Below are 20,788 nucleotides of genomic sequence, written 5' to 3'. Positions count from 1 at the left end.
CCCTCCCCGCTCCCCCGTCCCCCCGCCTCACCCCACCCAGCACGAGCCGACGCCCAAGCCCCAAGGCCCGAAGCCCGTCCCCGTCCCCGTCCCCGTCCCCGTCCCCGTCCCCGTCCCCCAAGAGCAGGCTGAGCAGGGGGCGAGGCCAAGCCCCCAGGCAGGGCGGCGAGGCCGAACCCAGCATCGGAACAGGCCCCACCGACCCCACATCTCGCCTACGCCTTCACCACCAGCCCCTCCATACCGCCCTCCGATTCCCTCTCCCTCGCCCTCTCCCTCGCCCTCTCCTTCGCCCTCTCCTTCTCCTCCTCTCCCGCTGCCGCGCCTTCCGCCGCCCTCGCGGCGGCCTCAGCCGCGCCCCCGCCACCTCCGGCGTCCGGCGCGGGCGGCACCGGCGCCGCCTCGCGCCACGCCGCGCCTCCCCCCGTCGACCAATCCGGGACCAACTCGCTCCCCCCTCCGGCACGTTCTCCCGGCTGTGTTTCGGTGCGGGGCCGGGGTGTCGTCCGGCGGAACGCGGTGGTTCCCCGGGCGAGGTCGTGGCCGATCGCGACCGCTTCGACCTCCGCGGCGATCCATCGCTGTCCGCCGCGGTCCGCGGACTGCTCGCCCTCCCGTACACGCAACCGGCCCTGGACCAGCAGAGGTTCGCCCACCGTCACGGAGGCCGCGACGTGGTCGGCGAGTGCGCGCCACGCCTTGACGGTGAAGAAGCTGGTGTCCCCGTCCGTCCACCGTTCGCGCGCCCGGTCCCAGCGCCGGGGTGTCGCCGCCAGCCGGAACCTCGCCACCGGCACGCCCGTCGGCGTCTGCCGGTGTTCCACCGCCGTGGCGGCGTTCCCCACCAGCGTGATCATCGTGTCGTTCATCGCGCCCCCTCGTCGGGCCACCGTCACCGGCGCCCTTTCCTGCGTTTCTCCGTGGCGCGGCCGCTTCCGGATCGTCCGGACCGCCGCTGCCCGCGTGGACCGTTCTCATGCTGCGGGCATCGGCCGGGCGCCGCTCGGCCCTGTGGACGACCGGCCGCCATGGGGACAACTCCGCCACCCGAACGGGAAGTTCACCCCGGAGAAACACGGACATACACCGCCCCGCACAAGCGCCCGCAGACGCCGCGGCACACACGGCCCAGCCACGCGGAAAAACAAGAAGGCGAGAGAACAAGCGGAAAACAAGAGGGCGAGGGAACACGAGAGGGCGAGAGAACACGAGGCCACGGAGACAAGAGAACCCAGCGGACGGCGAGCCCCGGAACCCCGCGCCCCTCACGCCCCCGACGCGATCGCGTACTGCTCCCGGACCTCCTGGTAGCGCAGCAGTTCCGCGGCGACCGGTTCGAGGACGTGGGCCCGGCCGCAGTCGGCCGCCGCGTCCCGCAGGCGCCGCTCCGTCTCCTGCCCGTGGCGGCGCGCCGGGGCCCGGGCCGCGACCGCGCATGCCCAGGTCAGGGCGGGTGCGCCCGCGGCGCCGAGGAGCGTCACCGCCAGGGCGGCGGGCCATCCCGTGGCGTGCGCGGGGCCCGTGACCGTGCCCAGCAGCCACACCGTGCCGACGACCTGGAGGACGCAGAGCAGCGCCTGGAGCGCGGCCGTCACCGTCCACCATCTCGGCCGTTCGGGCCCCGGCAGCAGTGCTTCCTCCGCCTCGGCGGCGACCGTGTCGAGCGCCGCGGGCAGCTCCCGGGCGCCCCGCCCGGCGGCGTCGCGGACGGCTTGGGCCCATGGCGCGGGCAGGGCGCGGGTCGCCTCACCGGCCAGGTTCCGTACGGCCTGTTCGACGACGGGGCGGGCCGCGGCGCGGTCGGGTGGGGAGACATGGAGGCCGGTGGGGGTGCGGGTGTGGCGGTCGCGGAGGCGGGCCCAGGGGGTGGCGCAGGCCCGTTCGGCGTGGCGTAGCCAGTCGTGTTCGGCGGTGCGGCCGGTCGCGGCGGCGCCGACGGCTTCGGCGAGCCGGTTGTCGAAGGCGCGGCGGGTCTGCGCGGTCAGGGTGACGCGGCCCTGTGTGGTGCAGGCGGGGCGCAGGCGGGCGGCGGCGGTGTCGAGGTCGGCGGTCAGGCGGCGGTCGGCGGCGGCGTGGTCGGCGACGAACCGGCCGAGGGTGTCGCGGAGGTCGTCGACGCCGGTGCCGGTGGCGGCGGAGAGGGCGAGGACGGTGGCGCCCGGTTCGCCGTGTTCGCCGAGTGCCATGCCGTCGTCGTCGAGCAGTCGCCGCAGGTCGTCGACGACCTGGTCGGCGGCGTCGCCGGGCAGCCGGTCGATCTGGTTGAGGACGACGAAGGTGACCTCGGCGTATCCGGCGAGGGGGCGCAGATAGCGCTCGTGCAGGACCGCGTCGGCGTACTTCTCCGGGTCGACGACCCAGATGACGGCGTCGACGAGTTGGAGGAGCCGGTCGACCTGTGCGCGGTGGCCGGTCCGAGCGGAGTCGTGGTCGGGCAGGTCGAGGAGGACGAGTCCGTCGAGTCCGGTGGCGTCGGGGGCGGGGGTGTGGCGGTGGTGCGGGGGGATGCCGAGCCGGTGGAGGAGGCCGTCGGCGCCGGGGTGGCCGCCGGTCCAGACGCAGGCGACGGGTTCGCCGGTGGTGGGCCGTTGGGCGCCCGCCGGGGAGCGGGGTGCGCCGGCCAGGGCGTTGAAGAGGGAGGATTTGCCGCTGCCGGTGGCGCCGGCGAGGGCGACGACGGTGTGCCGGGCGGACAGCCGGCGGCGGGCGTCGGCGGCGTCGAGGACCTGTCCGGCGTCGTCGAGGACGGCACCGTCCAGGCGGGTGCGGGAGAGGACGGTGAGCTGCCGCAGGGCGTCCAGGCGGGTCCGCAGGGTGTCGCCGAGGTCGCCAGACGCGTGGCCGGGGTTCCGCTCGAAGCCGTAGGCGCCGGGAAACGCCTGGCCGGGTGCGGGGTCCGGGGGGACGTCGCGGGGTGCGGGCGCGGCCGTTTCCGATGGGGCGGCGGGGGGTGTTCCGTTCCCCTGTTGGCCGATGCGGCCGTCTTCGGGGTGCGGGTGCGGGCCCGTGTCCTGCGGGGTGCGGGGGCTCCAGGGGGTGGGCAGCCGCCGTCGCCGGCGGGCGGTTTTGTCGGTGCGCGGGGCGCCGGCGGGGGCGCGGCGGGCGATGAGGCCGTCGTCCCAGGCGGTGCCGCGGGTGACGAGGCGGCCGTCGGTGCAGACCACGGTGCGGGCCGCCCAGTCCCGGTGGTCCTCCGGTGCGTCGGCGCCGCGTTCCGTACCGGGGCGGGCGGGGCCGGGCAGGGAGGTTGCCGCAGGCTGACGGGTGTCCGGGGCCGGGGCCCCGTCCGGTTGCGGTGTGGCGGAGGCGGGTCCTGGGGGCGGGGCCGCGTCGACGCGTTCGCCGCGGGCCCGGCAGGCGTGGCACCTGCCGGTGAGGCCGCACGCGGCGCAGGTGCCGGCGGCGGGCGGCGGGACCGGGGCGGGGTGGCCGGGGGCGGCCGGTTCGCCGCCCCGGGGGACGTCGAGAACGCCACCGGGCCCGCCCGCCGCCTGCTCCGTCCCCTCGTCCGTCCTCTCCCCTGTCCCGTTCCCGCGGTCGTCGGCTCCCCCGGTCATCCGGTCACCTTCTCCCTCTGCAGTACGGACAGTGCGGCGATGAGTTCGGCCTGCTGGTCGGGGGGGACGGCGAGTTGTTCGAGGGGGGTGAGGCGGCGTTGGCGTTCGGCGGTGAGGGCGCGGTCGAGGTGGGCGGTCAGGAGGCGGGTGCCGCGGTCGTGGAGGCGGAGGGTGCTGCGGGCGCCGAGGAGGGTGGCGAGGCGTTCGGCGGCGGTGCGGGCGCGGTCGCCGCCGAGGAGGGCGGTGGCCAGCAGGGCGGTGGGTTCGTCGGGGGTGACGGAGCCGGGGCGGTGTGCGGCCCGGCCGCCGCGGGCCTCGCGGATCTCCTCCTCGGCGAGCTCCTCCAGGCAGCGGCGCCAGCGGCGGACGGCGACGCCGAGGCGGTCGGGTGTGCCGGTGGCGGCGCCGGCCGGGGCGATGCCTGCGGCGGCCGGGTCGTGGCGCCAGGCGTCGGCGGTGTGTTCGTCGGCCCGTTCGACGGCGCAGGCGAGGAGGGCGGTGAGGCCGTGGGTGAGGGCGTCGAGGAGGTCGTCGGGCCGGCCGCCGCGGGCGTGGTCGCGCCAGTGGGCGCGGGCGTCCCCGGCGAGGACCTCCCCGGCGGCGATCTCGCGCCGTACGCGGGTGGCGGCCTGTGCGTACGCCTCCTCGACGCGGGCGGCGAGGCGCACCGCGGCGGCGTGCTGGGCGGCGGCGGCACCGGCGAGGGCGGGCAGGCGGCTGCGGAGGGAGGCGATGACGCCGGCGGTGGTGCGGTGGGCGGCGGCGGTGCGGGCGGGTGGGTCCTGGGCGTGGCGGGCGAGCCAGTCGCGGAGGGCGGCGACGGCGCTGGCGGGCAGCAGTCCGGTGCCGCCGCCCGCGGATTCGGGGAGTTCGGGGATGGTGAAGCGGGGGACGTGGCCGAGTCCGGCGCGCCGGAGGAGGGCGGCGTAGCGGTCGGAGATGTCCGCGGCGATCTGGTGCGGCACCCGGTCGAGGACGGTGACGAGGGTGACGTCGTACTCCTTGGCGGTACGGAGCAGGTGCCAGGGGACGGCGTCGGCGTAGCGGGCGGCGGTGGTGACGAGGACCCAGATGTCGGCGGCGCAGATGAGTTCGGCGGCGAGTTCGCGGTTGCGGGCGACGAGCGAGTCGATGTCGGGGGCGTCGAGGAGGGCGAGTCCGGCGGGGAGGGCGGGGTCGGTCTCGATGCGGAGGGTGGGGACGGGCGACTCGTCGCGGGGGCCGTGCGGTGTGTCGTCCGGGTACGCGGGGTGGCGTCCGCCGGGCGGGCGCGGCGCTCCGTGCCGTCCGGGTGCGGCGCCGTGGTCCCCGTCGTACGGTCCGTCCGTCCCGTGGGCGGGGTGCGGGGGTGCGGTGGCGGGGCGGGGGCGGGCCGTGTTCCGGCGGGGTTCGCGGGTGCCGGGGCCGGGGCCGTCCTGTTCGGGGACCCAGAGGCGGGCCAGGTGGGGCAAGACGCGGCGGCCGGCGAACCAGTGGAGGTCGTCGGGGTGGCAGACGAGGACGGGGGTGCGGGTGGTGGGGCGCAGAACACCGGCTTCGGAGACGCGGCGGCCCACGAGCGAGTTGACGAGCGTCGATTTCCCGGCGCCGGTGGAGCCGCCGATGACGGCGAGGAGCGGGGCGTGGGGTGCGCGCAGCCGCGGCATGACGTAGTCGTCGAGCTGGGCGAGCAGTTCGTCCCTGCTGCGCCGGGCGCGGGCCGCGCCGCTCAGCGGCAGCGGGAAACGTGCGGCGTCGACGCGGTCGCGCAGTACGGACAAGGCGTCGATGAGTCGGGGTCGTACGTCCATGGTCGCCACATGTGCAGAATGCCCAATTTAGTTGGGTTTTTGAAGCGTATACACCTGTGTGCGCGCCATGAAAACCACCACAGAACGGTACGAGCCACGCATGAGACGATCGGGGCGAGCGACCCGCAGGCATAACGACTGCACAACAGCCGCCACCTGAGCGGCCAAAACCGATGCAGGATTCGTACCTGCCTGCGATTATCGGGACCGCTTCACGGAATCTCCACAACGTGCCACGGAGGTGAAGCAACCGGGACGAGGCACCCGGACCTCTATCCTTGTCCGCGGTCCGTGATCCACGTCCACCACCGGCCCCCGTAGCTCAGCGGATAGAGCAGGCGCCTTCTAAGCGCTTGGCCGCAGGTTCGAGTCCTGCCGGGGGCGCAGAGTTTTTGCAGGTCAGAGCCTGTTTTTAGCCCTCCGCGAGATCACTCGCGGAGGGCTTTTCCATCGCCCGAGGCGTCATTTTGCCCCGTTTCGCACCCCACATCAGGGCCCCCCATCCCACATGCGTCCCCCGGGCTGAGGCAACAAATCATGCGCGCCACTCCTAGCGATAGAGAAGTCGCTGGTCAGAGTCATACTCAAGGGCCATCAGGTCAGAACAGGGCTGGCGCCAAAGCGGCGCCTGTCCTGTTCTTGGCTGGAGGGCTTCACGGGGCAGGAGCCAGGGTCAAAGCTTGGGCGGCCCGTATCGTCGGCTCGGAGCGGGCCAAGCGCAAGCGTTCACCGGAAAAGAGCTTCACTCATCGTCGTATCCCGCTTGGGGTTCCGTGGTCAGTCCGGCCGCGTCCATGAGGTCCGGGTCCGGATCGTCCTCCGTCGCGCTCCGCTGGTCCCCCTCCACAGCGGACTCCGCCATCGCCCCTGCTGGACTCACATCACTCTCCACGAGCATCGGGAGGACGTATGCCTGGGCCAGTCCCGCCAGGTGAAGCGGGAGCGGCAGGGAAAGCGCCGCCGCATAGTCCGGCGCCTGGCGCAGTTGGTGTAGGGCGAGGGCCAGAGCCTCGGCCTCATCCGGCTTGCCCAGGGCGGGGGCGTCCGGGTCGTCGTCCGCGTGACAGCCGAGCACTGCGATCTCGAGCAAGGTCGGGTTCCATGCGTTGGTGCCCGCCTGCGAGGTGAGGTTGCCCGCGGCATTGACCCGGGTGGCCAGGCGGTCGAGGGAGGGCGACACCGCGTGGGTACCGGGGCGTTCCGTAGTGCTGTAGAAGGTTCGGTCACTTGCGGGGGCCCCGCCCTGCGACGGGATGGTCTGGGCCCAGAAGCCGGCCGGCTGGCCGTGCGGCTTACCGGGTTCCGCCAGGCCCCACCACTGCGCGGCCTCCCGTCCGCCACACCCTCGGACGCGCACAAGGCGGAGTTCGTCGTCGAGCCGACCCGCGGGAGCGTGGCCCGTCCGGATCAGATCTTGCTCGATCCGGCCGTCCTGCAGCCACGGCCAGTGCAGTCTGCTGTTCTGTGCGTGAGTGATCAGCGCGGTGGGCTGGCCGCGAAGCGAGTGCAGTACGCGCTGGAGGAATGCCGCGGTCTCCTTGCGCTGCTGGGCGAGGTTGGTGCGCCACTGTTTGCCGGTCACACGGGGGGCACTTGATTGCGGGCCGCCGTCCTGCGGGTCAAGCTCCGCACATGCCTCGGGATCGATCTCGGCCTGCTTCACCAGGCCGAGGAGGAAGCGCGGATACGGCACCCACTCTCCCGCAGCGTCGTCCCAGCCTCGTACGGCAGCCTGCCCCGTCGCGTGCGGCAGGGGGGTGGCCAGGACGGCCACGGGCAGGTGCTTGGGCAGCCGGGTCGGACCGTCCTTGCGGCGCTTCACCATCCAGACGGCGGCGTACTGAAGCCCCTCGGGCAGGTCGTCGCCGAGGGTGTGCTGCGGCAGTACGCGGACGCCAAGCTGACGCAGCCCGTCTAGCCAGGAGCTGTGGGTGCGATGCCCGATGCTGTCCGCGTTGTCGATCTGCCGGTCAGTGGAGGGGGTCACGACGAACTGGGTCAGTACGCCCGCGTCGGCGCACCCCAGCCGAACGGCGAATTTGGGGTCCGTCGTCGACGGGCGGAAGGTGCTGCGGTGGGCGATCTCCACCAGGGCGAGTTCAGCGCGGCCAGGGTCCGCGCCGTCCGCGCGCAGCCATGAGTCCAGGGCTTTGCGGCGCTCGACGATGGCCGTCGAGATGGCCGCTCCCTTGCCTTTGACGGCCGGGTCAGGCACCAGCCGGTCTCCGAGTCCGTCGGCCAGGGGCAGGCACCGCAGCCGCAGGGTGAGTTCCTCCGTCTGCCATTCGAGGACGACCGGTGCCCCGGGCCGGGCTTCGTCGAAGTCCCGGTCCGTGATCGCGGCTGCGGAGGCGCCGCCGTCACCATCAAGACCCAGGGCGTGCGCGAACTGGGCCACCGCTTCCTTGCGTACCTCTGGTGACTGCCACAGCAACCGGACCTCCACCAACGGTCGACCACTGGGGTGCGGGGCCGGGCCGGCGATCCGCGCCTGCGCCGCGAGGTTCGCCCTGCGCGCCTGGGTCTCGCGCAGCAGCTCGGTCTTCTTGGCCTCGTCGGTCCTCGGTTTGGGCCGCCGGTTCCCCGGTGCGCCGATGCCCTTGCCGCGCCCCCGCTTCAGATCGGGTACCCGCACCACGGGCTCGGGAAGGGCCTGTTCGGCCCATTCGGTCAGCTGGGCACGCTGGTTGGGCATGAAGCCGGTGCCGATCTCGTGCTTTCCCATCCGGGTGCTGTGCACCACTGCGGCGCGGACCCCTCCACCCTCGCCGATCCAGGAGCCCGGTTCGGCGAGGAGTTGTTCAGGGTCGGGGAAATTGCCGGCGAGGCTGAGTCCGCGCAGGATGCCGGCCGTGTCGTTCTCGGACCAGACGAAGGTGTCCGCTGCCCGGTCCCGGCGCAGTCGGGCGAGTGCGTAGCGCTCGGTGGGCGGTGCTCCGGGAAGCCAGGGGATGGTGGGCCTCAAGTAGACCGTGGTGGCTTCCCGATAGGGGAGGTTGAGGCGTTTGGTGGTGGCCCGCGGATGCGTCGCCCATCGCCGTACGCCCCAGTGCAGGTGCAGACGTGGCCTGGCGTCGAACGGTGCGGTGTGCAGGGAGATGTTGAGTACGACGGAAAACCACCACTCCTTGCGCTTGACCGTCCGGCACAGCGGCTGCGACATGAGTTCGGCCCCCTGGTCGCGAGGCCCGCGAGGTACAGCCCGAAAACGCAGCTCTCCTCCTTCGAAGCGATAGGGGTCGAGGGACAGGATGCGGCGGGCCAACGCGTCGGTGGCGAGCTGGAACTGCCGAAGGGCGGGGGCGGCGGTCCCGCCGGGGGTGACGGGGCCGGTGAGCAGTTCGACGCCGGTGACCGACTGCCACTCGGGCATGTTCCGCTTGAGGTCGGCGCTGCTCGCGAGCAGCAGCGAGCGGAACGCGGGGGCCTGCCCCGCGCCCTTAGGGCCGAGAGTGCGCAGCCATGCGTCCAGGAGCTGCCGCAGGGAGCGATCCGGGAGGGGGTCGGTCGCCGAGGCCGGGACGTACATCCAGAAGTCCTCGGCGGCCGGGGGGCTCTGCTCCGGCCCCGGCTCGACAGGGACCCGGGGGCGGGGGCGCACGATCACGTCGGGAGCGAGGGTCTGCAGGACGCCGTCGAGCCGGCGCGTGGGCAGGGTCCGCTGCCTCTTCTCCTCGTCGCGCCCGTGGTTGTGCAGTTCGAGGAGGTCCGCGTGCCAGTGTTCGGGAAAGGCGAGGGCGCGGTAGTCCTCGGTCCAGGGCTCGCTGTCCTCGGCGAGGTGGTAGGCGGATCGGCGGATGTGCTGGTACATGTCCGTTCTCCCTGCGATGTCGCACGTGGTCGGTGGAGCGCCGTGTCTTCGACAGCCTTGGCAACGGCGGCGTCCCGGTGTGTCAGTCGGTGCGGCGCGGCGCGGGCGGAGCATCCATGCCGCACAGTGCCTCGTACAGCGGGCGGTAGAGCAGCTTGACGAGTTCGGTGTCGGCAGGGTCGGGCCTGCCGGCGGTGTTCTCGATTCCGCTGAAGTACGGGGCGAGGACGTCTCGGAGGCGTACCAGCAGCCCCGGGTCGCTGATACGGGAGCGCCTGCTCCTGCCTGCGACGGGTGCCTGTGCCGCGGCCAGTCGCGGTGCGAAGGCGGCGTCGACGAACACGACGCGGGCCGGTACACCACCGCGGACGAGGCGGCCGATAACCTGCCAGATGGTGACGAGCTGGTCCCAGACGAAGGACTCCTGCTCGCTGTCGGAGAGCGAGGAGTAGATGTAGGGACGGGACAGCACGTGCCTCCAGACGCGGCGGGCTACGGTTCGGAAGGTGCCGCCCGCCGTGTCCAGACCGTCGGCTTCCGCCACCAGATCACCGAACGCCGCCCCCTCGCTGTCCAGTTGACCTCGTATGAACCGGCTCGCCCAGTCGTTGATGGCGAACACGGCCAGGGACAGGTCATCGGGACGGGGGTGGGGACGGACCAGGAAGAACGCCGTTCCGAACGCCGCCACCCTTTCCTCGCCGGGACGCTGCGGGGTGGTGAGGATGTTGTGCCCACGCTCTACGGCGAGCAGGGGAGCGACGAGCAGTTCGGCGTCCGGGTCCTCGGCGAAGGAGGCGAGGTCTCCGCGCCGCACCGCTCCTGTGCTCCGTGTCCGGCTCCCGCCCGCCGCGGTGCCGTCGACCGCGGCTTCTAGTTCCGCGTCGTCGGCAGCCAGGACGCGTACCCGGCCGCGCCATCGCGGGATCTCGTCCAGGGCCGTGGCGGCAGCCCCGGCCTCCGCGTAGCTGCCCACCAGAAGCAGGGCGCGCCTGCGGCGCTGGTCGGGGATCTGGGCGAGTTCGCTCTGCAGCGGAGAGGTGGTTCCGTCCCTGCGGGGGCGGGCCAGACGGTCGATCATCAGGCGAAGGACGTCTTCGCGTTTGTCAGGGTCCTGCCCGGAGAGACGGATCGGCTGCCCGGCCTCGTCGTAGAGGAACTCGGTGCGGAACACGGTGTCCCGGATGGACCGCAGCGCCTTGCTCTGCGGTTTCAGGACCGCTCGGACGGGAGCGAGGACATGGGCGCGGGTGGACGTGCCGGCCCAGCTGGTGCCGGACATCAGCAGAACGTGTGGACCGGTTTCCTCCCGGGCGGGATCGGCGCCGAGCTGGGGGAGGCCGAGGAGCATTTCGCGGCCCACGCCCGCGCAGCGGAAGAAACGCAGGGTTCCGGTGCGGCGGCCGTCCTTGTCGCGGGCGGCCGCCCGTTCGTCGATGAGGTACTGGAAGCCGAGGACGTTGCCCATGGGTGCCTCGGGCACGAGCGGCGCGTAGTCGAGAGGTGGCCGGCGGGTCAGTTCGTGGCTCGCCGCGTCGAGCCGCAGCGCCGCCTCCACCTGGGGCCACAGGAAGGTCACCCGGTCCAGACGCTGGTGCAGCGCGGCGAGAACAAGGGTGAACTCCAGTCGCCGTGCGTTCAGTTCGCGCCACTCCTCGGTAAGAGGGACTTCCTCGCGCGCCGGCTCCATGCCCTGCCGGGCGGTGGCCGGTGGCCGCTGCTGGGGCCCCGGCGCTCCGACGAGGAAGGAGTCGAGGAGCGCGCGGACCCGGCCGCGTGTCCGTTTCTCGTCGAGGGTGTGCAGGACGTCGTGGGCGAGAGCGATGAGCTCGTCGGCGGGCGTCATATAGGGGCCTTGCCCGCCGAGCGGATCGTCCCGGAACTTGTCGAAGAACCCGGTGATCTCGCTGCGGCGGTGCGCCCAGGGCGCCTCCGACTCAGGGAAATCTGCTTCTCCCAAGCCTTCCCTTGCGCCGTCGCCCTCGCCCTCGCCCTCGTCCTCGTACAGCGCGAGCTCGTCCTCGACGTCCGCCCCCTCCGTACCGTCAGGACGCCGGACAGGCCGGCCGGACGCCAGCGGATACCAGGCGTTCAGCAGCTTCTCCTGAAGAGTCCATGCGCTGAAGTAGTCGATCTGTGCCCAGTTCCGCAGCCCTTCGTCGTCGATGAGCATGGCGTACAGCCGGTCCGCCGCGGTGCCGACGATATCCAGGGCGGCGGACCACCGCTCCACGTCCTGGTCGGAGAGCGGCAGTCGTCCCTGCCGGGCGAGTTCGGCGATCTCATGGGTCTGCAACTGGTCGAGCCAGGACTCGGAGACACCGGTGGTGACAAGGGTGGCCGACGGCGCGAACATCTGGTCCAGCTGCATCTGTACGCGGTCGGCCTCGTCGACGACCACTATGTCGCTGCGCAGGCAGGCCAGTTCCAGGTAGCGCAGGCGTTCTGCGTTGAGCTGGCGTGGAACGGCCGTCTGGACGAGGCTGGCAGGGTTCGCCACCCAGATCAGCGCGTCGACGAGGTCGCGCGCGGCGGAATGCCGGGGGCAGACGCTCCAGAGAGGGCAGGCGCGCGGGGTCCCCCATTCCTCCTCTTCTCCGGCGCCGTCCTCGGGAGTCTGCCTGCCGACAACACCGCGGGCGCGTTCGAGTTCGCGCAGGGCGTTCTCGGCCGTCACATCGTCACCGCCCGCGCCGGCCCCGTCCCTGCGCACGGGGTGCAGGCCGCCGCACGGCGCGTCGTTGTAGCGCAGCGGCTCCGATGCATCGAGCGCGCGCAGCGCGTCCAGCGGGCAGGCGGTGCTGAGGTGCCTGAAGGTCGCGTCGGTGTGGGCGAGCAAGGAGTGCGCTCCACGCGCGGCGAGCCTGCGGTGCAGCCGCTGGGTGTGCTGGGGTCGCGTGGTGCCGCCCTGGACCAGGGCGGCATTCAGGCCGAGTCCGCGGAAGAGTTCGGTCAGGGTGAGCTGTTCGGCCACATCGCCGACGACGAGTGTGATGCGCAGGCTGTTGTGGTGCGCCCAGACGGCGAGCAGCGTCATCAGGGTCGATTTACCCGCACCGACCATGCCGACGAGGTGGGTGAGCCGGTCCAGCGGCAGCGCGGAGGCCGACGCGAAGGCAGTTCCGTCGGGGGTACGGGTATCGAGATCGAGGTCGTCGAGGCGCTGGGCCCAGTTTCCTGCCTTGCGGCCGCGCCGTCGTTCCTCCTCGTCCATCCACCGTGCCACGTCGGCGAGTGCGTCGAGTGGTACCTCCAGAGGCCCTGCGGTGGCCGGGCGTCCGGCGGTGAGGGGGTGGCCCGGTAGGGGATCCCGTACGAGGTCGGCCGGGATGGTGACGGAGGTACGCCGGTGGCGGCGGTCCATGAAGCGATGCTCGCCCGCCTCCGCCTGATCCATCGGCTGGACGGCGAAGCCCGGCAGGCTCGCCAGCGCCTCGTCGTACACGGCGAAGCGGTCGGCGGCGACTTTGGGAGGAACCCGGTATGCCGCCTCCCCCTGCGCCGGGACACGGTATGCCCGCAGCCGTTCCGGGAGCTCCAGGTACGCGTCCAGAGACTGCTGCCACATCCGGCCGCGGCGCATCGGCCAGAGCAAGTGCCGGGCGGCGGCCAGTGCCACCTGTTCCGCGGCGCCCACGGGCAGCTTCGCGGCGCGTGCGAAGGCGAGCCCGTAGCCGCCCAGGAGTGTCCACGCCCCGTCGGCGGCGTGGCCGGGTGCCACGGTCTCCATCAGCCGCAGGGCGAGCTCTACCTGGCAGAGCAGGGCGGGCCGGGTCCTGGCGTGCTCCTCGGGCCAGGGTCCGAGCGCGGCCACGACCGGCTGGTACCAACTACTGCGGTCACGCATCGTCCATTCCGTCCTCCTGCCCGGCGTCCTCGGCCGGGGTCGTGTTGCCCATGGGGCGGTGTCTGGCGCTCCCTCGGCCGGGGCGCGGCGGTTCGTCCGCTCTGGCGCGCAGCGGACCGACGGAGGCATCCGGCCCTCGGTCACCGGCCAGTCGCAGCCGGGCCGCCCGCACGAGTTGCCGATCCGTCAGAAGCCTGAGTCCATCCGCCTGGGCGCCCCGCTCCTTGGCGTAGCTGTCGAGATAGTCGCGGCGTGCGCGGACCCTGAACTCCGGGACGACCCAGCACGCCTCGTCGTAGGGCGGTTCGGCACGCACCGCGGTCGCGCTGCGGCCGAGGAACGCCGGATGTGCCCAGTCCTTGACGTCCACGGCCCACACATGACCGTCAGGGAAGATGACACGCACGTCGTACGAGTCGAAGTTGGGCCACATCTCGACGGCGAGCCCCAGCCCTCGAAGCTCGCTCTCCAGGGAGATCTCCGCCTGCCCGGGCCCCGTGACGAACAGCCGCAACGGTTTGCGCAGTTGGCGCAGTTCTCCGGTCTCTGCCGCCACGAGTACCCGGCCGTGCGGTGCGGGGCCCTGGTGGCGGCACTGATCCCGCTCGCACCACCACTCAGTGTCGGACACCGGGTGCAGCAGGGTCAGGCAGCGGTGGCAGCACAGATACGAACCCTCGCGCCGGAACCCGGCGGGGACAGGGGCATAGATCTCCTCGACGAGGAAGCGGACCGGGTCGAGGAAGAGGTCGCAGGCGACCTCGGCCCAGTCGTCCTGCGTGAGCACGGGCTGGGTGACCAGGAGGCGACGGAAGGCCGTGTACGACTCGGGCGCCGACATCGCGCGGCAGACCCGCAGGGCCTCGTGAATGACCATGCGGTCGTACTGCCGCCCGGTGCTGTCGCCGCGTCCGCGCACAGAGAGTTCGTGGCAGAGCTGGGAGGGTTCTCCTGAGCTGTCGTCGATCAGCCGGTCCGCGGCGTCGAACAGGTCGGCGGGCAGCTGGTCGAGGGGCCAGCTGCTGAGCGGCCGGGCGCGGGCCCAGCGGACCATCTCAGGCACGCCGGCCGGGGGCGTGGCCCCATTGCGCAGGCATTGGAGGGTCAGGGCGTCCAGGGCGCGCTGCGCGCCGGCCGGATAGGGCAGGACGAAGGCGTCGAGGTTGTCGACGGCCGCCAGGTGAAGGACGGCGGTGGCCACGTCCCTCAGCAGCACGACGTCCCGGTTGAACAGCCAGTCCGGGGCCGCATGTCGGTCAGTCGGGTCAGTCATCGGACGCGATACCCCCTCGCGGTGTCAGCTCGGCACTCGCCCCGGCCCCGTCGGCGGACGAGGACGCACCGGGGCCGTTCGGCAGTGGATGGTCGGCGGCGTAGGCACGGCCCGGACGACACCAGGTGCGCGCCAGGCAGCCGTGGCAGTGGCGCCCGGTCCTCGGTTCGTACGTGGTGTCCTCAAGGAGCGGCTGAGCGAGACCGGAGATGACGTGCCGGGCTTCGTCGACGATCTCGGCGCGCCCGGGATCGATGCGTTCGAGCCTGCTCTCCCCATGCCCCTCGCGCAGATGCTCCAGCTCGACCCAGGAGCGGCGCGGGTCGTCGCCCAGCGCCCCCGCGTGGAACAGCAATACACCGAGTGCCAGTTGCGGATACGTACGCAGCAGTGAATCCCGCTCCCACAGCGGGCGGGAGGATGTCTTCGTCTCGCGCCAGATCCACCGGCCACGATGGGTGTACACCAGATCGGGTACGGCGAGGACGACGACGTCGAGTTCGGGAACGTAGGCCGTCACCCGATGCTGCACGAGGACCTGCTCGTCGGCACCGAGTCCGTCGAGCGGGCACAGCAACCGGTGCTCGGCCAGCATTGCGGCGGCCTCACGCGCGGCCGCCTCGTCCAGACCGGTTGTCGACCGCAGCACGTCCGGGTCGGGGGCCGCACGGTCCCGGCAACCACGCACCGGCCGTTCCTCGTGGCGCGCGTCCAGCCAGGAGTCGACGACCCTGCCACGCCGGGCCCCCTCGTTCTCGCCGGACAGGTCGTTGAGGTGCAGACGCCGCACCAGGTGATACTGCGCAGGGCACTCCGCGTACAGGCGCAGGTCCCAGGCGGAGACGGAACGGCGCTTGCGGGTAACAGGCGTGGGTCGCCCTCCCCACAGGCCCGGGGTGCGCCTCAGATCCGTACAGCCGGTGATGGCCTTGCAGTCGACGCAGCTCTCGCCGGGTCTGGTGCCGGTCGCGGTCGCGGTGGAGAGGAACGCCGGCACGGCCTCGGCCTCAAACCGATTCCTCGCCTCGACGGGTCCTTCACCGAACGACGGTGCTGCGCCGAGCAGCGGTTCCACCGAACCGTCGGCGCACCCGATGTCGAAGACGCGCACCAGGGCGGGCGGCCGGCCGGTGTCGGTCGCCTCGGCCGGGGGTGCGTCCCGCGCCCTGCGCCGGGGCGTGGGCGCCCCATGCGCCATCACCTGCGCCACGGCCCCGAGTTCGGCGCCGGGGCGGCTGGTCTTGGCCCGGCCCAGCGAGGGCAGCCAGAGGTCGCGCACCGTCCCCTCGGCGGAGGCGTACGTGCGGCCCCACAGGGTGTGCTCGTACTGCCGGGCACCACGCGCATCGGGTGTGTCCAGACGGCGGGTGCGCCATGTCCAGGGCTGCCTGACCGCCAGCGTGGGCGGCAGTCCCGCCTCTGCGGCGGCGGCCTGCTCCCGGGCGCGGGCCGCGACGTACCGCTCCAGGGCGTGCGCGGTCCACGCGAGGTGTGCGGGGTGGACCGGTGCGCCCCTGCCACGGAACGGTCCGCGGGTGCTGCGCAGTTCCTCGCGCACCTGCTCGACGGATCGGCCGTCGTGTTCTACGCGGTCGAGCGCCGTGAAGAGCGGGCCGAATCCGAACTCCTCGTACGGCGTGGATCGGAATGGCGCGGCCGGCTCGGCGACGAGCTGGGGCCGCATCGCGATGCGGCGGTGGGTGGGGCAGGCCGCGGCGTCGGGCCGAGCCATCCGGGGGCTCGCCCTGATCAGCCAGTGCTCTCCGGCCACGCCCGGTGGATTCTGCATGGTGACCCCCGTTGTAGGGCGGCAAGGGCAGGTGGACGTCCAAGGCCGTCGGGCCTCGCGGGCCATGAACGACACCTCGGACTCGACTCAGCATGACATACATCTGTGAACTGAGTCCACGAAGATCCAGCAAGGCATCGACTTCACGCTAGTCTGTTGTGCCGGATGGTGCGGAAGGACGAAGGGGCGGCGCGGCGTGGACGCGGATTCGTACGCGGAGATGTACAGGCCCGGCACGGGTGATCTGATCGACGGGCGCTATGAATTGGTGGAGTCGCTCGGCAAGGGCGGGATGGCCCACGTCTGGCGGGCCCGCGAGGTCTCCCCGAACCATGAGACCTCCGAAGATGACACGATGTCAGCGGGGCGCGAGGTCGCGGTGAAGTTCCTGCGCCACGACTCCGAGGCCCTGTACGCCCTGGACCCGGATGAGAGGGAGGCCGAACTCGCCGTCAGGAACGCCCGGTTCCGGCGCGAGGCCACGCTCCTGGGCACGCTCAACCATCCGGGCATCACGGAGCTGTACGACAGCAGATCACACCGTGGTGTGCCGTACATCGTCATGCGTCTGGTGACCGGGGTGAGTCTGCGGACCTTCCTCGACGAGCACACCCCGCTGCCACTGGCGACGGCGATCGCCGTCGCCGTGCAGATGGCGGGAGCGCTGACCTGCGCGCACACGCTGCCCGTCGTGCACCGGGACATCAAGCCGGCCAACATCATGATCGACGACGAGGGGGCGGTCGTCCTCATCGACTTCGGCATCGCCAAACCACTCCGGTCCGACGCCACCCGGTACACCGCGCACGGTTCCACCCTGGGCACCCGCGGCTATCTGGCTCCGGAGCAGCTCCTGGAGCGTGAGCCCACCGCACGTACGGACGTGTACTGCTTCGGCTGCGTCTTCTATGAACTGCTCACGGGACGCCCGCCGTTCCCGCTCGGCGCGGACGCCGGGCTGACCGAGAGGCACCTGTACGAGGAGCCGTTGCCGCCAAGCGTGTACTCCGCGGGCATTCCCGGCGCCCTCGACGATCTCGTGCTGCGCATGCTCGCCAAGCAGCCCGGACAGCGACCGCCCGTGGACGAGGTCCTGGCGGTCCTCGAACCGCTCGGCCCGCAGCCCGGCGACCCCGAGCCCCGTCCGCGCACCCACCCCGACGCCACTGCGCCGCTTCGCCGACCCGCGGACCGGGCCGTACGGTTCCGCCACGCTCCCGCCGCACCGCCTGCCCAGTCCGCCGCGGCAGGCGAGGTGGAGTGGCTGGACGCTCGCACGGTGGAACTGCTGTGCGCGCGGGCCGAGTCGGAGATCGCCACCGGTGAGCCTGGTGACGCGGCCAATCGTCTGAGCGCGCTCGCGGAGCGGGTGCGCTCAGAGTGGGGAGCGCGCCGCCCCCTGGTGCGCCGTGTATGGCGGGGAGCGGCGGACGGGCTTCGTCTGGCCGGGGACCTCGGCTCCGCGGCTCGTCTCTACGAGGGGATCGACATCACTCTCCTGCACGGCGACGGTCCGGCCGAGCGGGCGGAGCGCGCGGAGGTCCGGTTGCGGCTGGCCGAATGCCGGCTCACCTTCGGTGAGCTGGAGGCCGCCGTCGCCACGGTCGAAGCCGCGGGCCGCACGGCTGCGGGCCTGCCGCACGAACAGGCCGTGCAGGTCGAGTCCGTACGGCGTGAGGTCGACGCCCAGCTCTCGGCCCGGCTCGCGGACGCGGACGGTCGTGATGCCTCGCGGATCCGGTCGGACGGCGAGGCGCCGTGACGCGCTCCGTCGGCTTGCGCCGCCGGACGCGCTACGCCCCGCCCACGAGCCGCCCGGCCGCCAGTTCGTCGCCGAGGTCGTGGACGAGGTCCGCCCCGAGCTCGGCGGTGCGTCGCGCCAGCTGTTCGAAGGCGGCGAGTTCGCGGAACGCCGCACCGTAGCGCCGCTGTTCGCGCAGCGGCACCTGGCGGACCTGGAGGCGGCGCACATCGATGCGGGAGGAGCTCGTCGTGTGGGTCCCGGCCTGGCGAACGTTGGCCGGGGCGCGCAGCGAACCGGCGAGGAACCAGGCGTCCAGCTGCTCGGGCTGTACCCGCACGGCGTGCAGTTGAGGGCCCAGGGCGGTGGGTGCCCCTTCATGGACCCAGGCGGAGAAGGCCCGCGCCACTCCCACCACGACGAGGTCTCCTGGCTCGGCGATCACGGCGTCACGCAGCGCCGGGTCGTCAGCAGCCAGATGTCCTCTGGGTGCGCCGCCCGACAGGAGGTCGGGAACCGTCAAGAGCGGGATGTCCTCGGCGGACGGCGTCCCGGTGCGGACCGCCGTCTCAGGTGGCTGCTGGCCGCCGCGCAGGGTGAGCACCCCCGCCCGCGCCAGTTCGGCGACGGTGGTGGCCGTGGGCGCGTCCTGTGTGGCGGGGGCGAGTTCGAGCGCCGCGAGTAGCTGGGCGGACTTGGTCACCTTGACAGTGAGGCCCTTGAACTCCCGCCAGGACGCGGCCAGTCGGGGCGCACTGTCGGCCGGGGACGGGGTGATGTGGCGTCCCGGGGTGAGGTCGACCTCGTCGTCGAGCAGCTCGATGACGGGTACGCGCCGCACATGGGGGGACTCCTCGGCCGCGCCCGTCCCCCCCACAGCCTCGCGCAGGAAGTCACCGATCGCCGGCCAGTCGGGGGCCCATTCACGGCCCGGGTCCCGGGGGAAGCGGGACACTCCGTCGGCCACCAGCAGATGACCGCCCACGGCCGGCTCATCGCCTGCAGCGGGCGCCCGTAGCACCCACAGGTGCAGGGAGACACTGTGCGGCGCGGCGCACCCCGGCGGCAGCGCCACGACGGCCTTCAGCTGGCCGGTGCGCAGCAGGGACCCACGGATGCGCCGACCGGCCTTGCGCGCCGCCACGGCAGGGGGCAGCAGCAGCACTGCCGCGCCGCCCGGCCGCAATCCGGCCAGGCAGTGCTGGACCCAGGCGAGTTCGGGTTCGGTACGCGGTGGCAGCCCATGGCTCCAGCGAGCGTCCGTGGCCAGCTCCTCGTACCCCCAGTCGCGTTCGTTGAACGGCGGGTTGCACAGCACGATGTCGGCGGGGACGTCGGCGAACGGGTCGTCGCGCAGAGAGTCCCCCGCGCGTACGTCGATGGAGGCGGGCTCTGTCCGCGGTGCCTGCTCGGCGAGGTTCAGGCGTGCTTCGGCAAGCGCCGCGAGGACGGGGTCACGGTCACCGCCGAGCAGGGACAGTGCCGCCCCGCCACCCCTCTCCTCGGCTGCGGCCATCAGGAGGTGGCCGGTGCCACAGGCTGGGTCCAGCGCCGCCAGGCCGCCGTCGACGGGGGCGAGGCGGGTGGCGAGTTCCGCCATGAGCGCGGCGAGCGGTTCGGGGGTCGTGGCGATCTGGCGTACGTGGACGTCGAGCCAGCGGCGCAGCAGGAACGCGAAGGTCTCCGGGCCCCCCTCACGTCGCCCGAGGTCCACGGCCCGTTCGATCAGGTCCACCGCCTCCTCCGGGTACGCGGACCCTTCCGAGCTCGCGGGCTCCCCCGCCGTGCCCCGCCCGGCGAGCTGCCTGCCCACCTCGGCGATCGCCGCCCCCGTCTCGTCCCGTCCGCCGAGCGCCTCGAAGCGGGGCCAGAGCCACTCGCGTTCGGCGGACCGCTTGAGCTTCTTGTTCTCGCGGAGCCAGTTCTCGATCTCGGTGAGGGAGAACTGGGGGTTCACGTCCGTGCCGGCGACGCGGGCGGGGAACGACGGATGACGCCGCCGCCAGTTGCTGACGGCGGCCCGCCCGACGCCCGCGAGACGAGCGATTTCGGCCAGGGACACGGGTACAGCACGGGGCGTGGACATCTGAACTCCCTGGATGTAACTCAAAATATGCGAATGAACCCCACCCGCCGGCGCGTGATCAAGCCACTTTCCCCCTCCCGCGCGTCCCGCAGACTACTACGACCACCGTAAGCATTGACTTTGTTCACAGGGCGGCGGAAGCCATCACCCTTTCTGCCCCCGCACTCCGCCGAGGAAGCCACTCGGCCGCCCGCTGTACGACATGTACAGCGCCTCTCGCGTCCGGGCGCTCGCGACGAACAGCAGACACCGTTCGGCCGCAAGGTCAGTCGCGTTCGGCAGAGGATCGACCTCGACCGGTGTCACCGCCGGCGTGAACGGGACCGCCGACGCGGTCACTCCCGCAACGACCACGCAGCGGAACTCAAGGCCCTTCAGACTGTGCAGGCTCGACACCCGGACCCCGGGCGCGTCATCGGGCTACCCGTCCTTGACCCGCACCACGGACAGTCCAGCCCGGGCGAGCCGGTCGCCGATCCGCGCGGCCTGCGTGTGGAAGCGGGCACAGACCGCGATCTCGGACGGCGCGACCCCGGCTGCCACCCACGCGCCCACCGTGCGCACGACCGCGTCGGCCTCGGCCGCTTCCGCCCCGTGCCCTCGCACACGGGCCGCTACCCGTGCAGCAGGGACCGGTACCCGGAAAGCGAATCCGGTGCGTCACCGGTCAGGTCGGTCACCGGTTCTCCATTGAGGAGCGCCCGCGACCAGCGCAGGATCTCCTCAGTAAAGCGGTAGTTGAGACGAAGTCGCGCGCCCCGTCCGCCCATGGGCAAGGCCCCCACGGCCAGGGCGGCCGAGCTGAAGCCGACACCCCCTACCTGCACCATGGGCGCGCGGGGGGCCGCACGGCTGCCGTAAACCTGCTCACCGCGAGGGAACGGCTGGGGCGAG

Annotated in this window: 11 protein-coding genes and 1 tRNA gene; 2 read left to right on the top strand and 10 right to left on the bottom strand. The window is 72.6% G+C overall.

Going from position 1 to position 20,788, the window contains the following annotated elements:
* Nucleotides 1–215 precede the first annotated feature (215 nt).
* The 3 genes from ACGH2B_RS18990 to ACGH2B_RS18980 all read right to left on the bottom strand — a co-directional run bounded on the left by ACGH2B_RS18990 (nucleotide 216) and on the right by ACGH2B_RS18980 (nucleotide 5,347).
* Nucleotides 216–869, bottom strand: coding sequence for a single-stranded DNA-binding protein (locus tag ACGH2B_RS18990; RefSeq protein ID WP_399090881.1), 654 nt, complete (start codon nucleotides 867–869; stop codon nucleotides 216–218).
* Nucleotides 870–1,265: 396 nt separating this feature from the next.
* Nucleotides 1,266–3,557, bottom strand: a complete 2,292-nt coding sequence (locus tag ACGH2B_RS18985) for a GTPase (RefSeq protein ID WP_399090877.1) — start codon at nucleotides 3,555–3,557, stop codon at nucleotides 1,266–1,268.
* A complete protein-coding gene (locus ACGH2B_RS18980) occupies nucleotides 3,554–5,347 on the bottom strand; it encodes an ATP-binding protein (RefSeq protein WP_399090874.1) in 1,794 nt (597 codons plus the stop codon). The genes ACGH2B_RS18985 and ACGH2B_RS18980 overlap by 4 nt, the downstream gene beginning before the upstream one ends.
* Nucleotides 5,348–5,658: 311 nt before the next feature.
* Here ACGH2B_RS18980 and ACGH2B_RS18975 point away from each other — a divergent pair.
* Nucleotides 5,659–5,731, top strand: a tRNA-Arg gene (locus ACGH2B_RS18975).
* A 358-nt stretch (nucleotides 5,732–6,089) separates the two neighbouring features.
* Here the strand turns inward: ACGH2B_RS18975 and ACGH2B_RS18970 are convergent.
* The 4 genes from ACGH2B_RS18970 to ACGH2B_RS18955 all read right to left on the bottom strand — a co-directional run bounded on the left by ACGH2B_RS18970 (nucleotide 6,090) and on the right by ACGH2B_RS18955 (nucleotide 16,067).
* Entirely contained in the window at nucleotides 6,090–9,158 is a 3,069-nt protein-coding gene (locus ACGH2B_RS18970) for a pPIWI_RE module domain-containing protein (protein WP_399090871.1), read from the bottom strand.
* Nucleotides 9,159–9,240: 82 nt separating this feature from the next.
* A complete protein-coding gene (locus ACGH2B_RS18965; RefSeq protein WP_399090868.1) occupies nucleotides 9,241–13,005 on the bottom strand; it encodes a hypothetical protein in 3,765 nt (1,254 codons plus the stop codon).
* A complete protein-coding gene (locus tag ACGH2B_RS18960; protein ID WP_399090865.1) occupies nucleotides 12,998–14,278 on the bottom strand; it encodes a hypothetical protein in 1,281 nt (426 codons plus the stop codon). The genes ACGH2B_RS18965 and ACGH2B_RS18960 overlap by 8 nt, the downstream gene beginning before the upstream one ends.
* Nucleotides 14,271–16,067, bottom strand: a complete 1,797-nt coding sequence (locus tag ACGH2B_RS18955) for a PD-(D/E)XK nuclease family protein (RefSeq protein ID WP_399090862.1) — start codon at nucleotides 16,065–16,067, stop codon at nucleotides 14,271–14,273. Before ACGH2B_RS18955 ends, ACGH2B_RS18960 begins: the two co-directional genes overlap by 8 nt.
* 196 nt (nucleotides 16,068–16,263) lie before the next feature.
* Here ACGH2B_RS18955 and ACGH2B_RS18950 point away from each other — a divergent pair, with 196 nt between their 5' ends.
* On the top strand, nucleotides 16,264–17,829 hold the full coding sequence (locus ACGH2B_RS18950) for a serine/threonine-protein kinase (RefSeq protein ID WP_399090859.1): 1,566 nt from the start codon (nucleotides 16,264–16,266) through the stop codon (nucleotides 17,827–17,829).
* A 31-nt stretch (nucleotides 17,830–17,860) separates the two neighbouring features.
* On the opposite strand, the gene ACGH2B_RS18945 is transcribed toward ACGH2B_RS18950, so the two are convergent.
* From ACGH2B_RS18945 to ACGH2B_RS18935, 3 genes are all read right to left on the bottom strand, one after another.
* Complete coding sequence (locus tag ACGH2B_RS18945) at nucleotides 17,861–19,894, bottom strand: N-6 DNA methylase (protein WP_399090856.1); 2,034 nt, start codon at nucleotides 19,892–19,894, stop codon at nucleotides 17,861–17,863.
* A 144-nt stretch (nucleotides 19,895–20,038) separates the two neighbouring features.
* Nucleotides 20,039–20,248: a hypothetical protein gene (locus tag ACGH2B_RS18940; RefSeq protein WP_399097116.1), complete on the bottom strand. Its 210-nt coding sequence runs from the start codon at nucleotides 20,246–20,248 to the stop codon at nucleotides 20,039–20,041.
* A 66-nt stretch (nucleotides 20,249–20,314) separates the two neighbouring features.
* Nucleotides 20,315–20,437 carry a hypothetical protein gene (locus ACGH2B_RS18935; protein WP_399090853.1) on the bottom strand — a complete coding sequence of 41 codons (123 nt, stop codon included), beginning with the start codon at nucleotides 20,435–20,437 and terminating at the stop codon, nucleotides 20,315–20,317.
* Nucleotides 20,438–20,788: the final 351 nt, after the last annotated feature.

Source organism: Streptomyces sp. BBFR2 (assembly GCF_044497305.1).
Lineage (GTDB): Bacteria > Actinomycetota > Actinomycetes > Streptomycetales > Streptomycetaceae > Streptomyces.
Note: the sequence above shows the minus strand (reverse complement) of the source record. Positions and strands in the feature narration are given on the sequence as shown.

Excerpts from the sequence above, each read along its gene's own strand:
- ACGH2B_RS18955 (WP_399090862.1), bottom strand. The coding sequence starts at position 16,067 with ATGCAGAATCCACCGGGCGTGGCCGGAGAGCACTGGCTGATCAGGGCG.
- ACGH2B_RS18985 (WP_399090877.1), bottom strand. The coding sequence starts at position 3,557 with ATGACCGGGGGAGCCGACGACCGCGGGAACGGGACAGGGGAGAGGACG.
- ACGH2B_RS18970 (WP_399090871.1), bottom strand. The coding sequence starts at position 9,158 with ATGTACCAGCACATCCGCCGATCCGCCTACCACCTCGCCGAGGACAGC.
- ACGH2B_RS18965 (WP_399090868.1), bottom strand. The coding sequence starts at position 13,005 with ATGCGTGACCGCAGTAGTTGGTACCAGCCGGTCGTGGCCGCGCTCGGA.
- ACGH2B_RS18990 (WP_399090881.1), bottom strand. The coding sequence starts at position 869 with ATGAACGACACGATGATCACGCTGGTGGGGAACGCCGCCACGGCGGTG.
- ACGH2B_RS18980 (WP_399090874.1), bottom strand. The coding sequence starts at position 5,347 with ATGGACGTACGACCCCGACTCATCGACGCCTTGTCCGTACTGCGCGAC.
- ACGH2B_RS18945 (WP_399090856.1), bottom strand. The coding sequence starts at position 19,894 with ATGTCCACGCCCCGTGCTGTACCCGTGTCCCTGGCCGAAATCGCTCGT.
- ACGH2B_RS18960 (WP_399090865.1), bottom strand. The coding sequence starts at position 14,278 with ATGACTGACCCGACTGACCGACATGCGGCCCCGGACTGGCTGTTCAAC.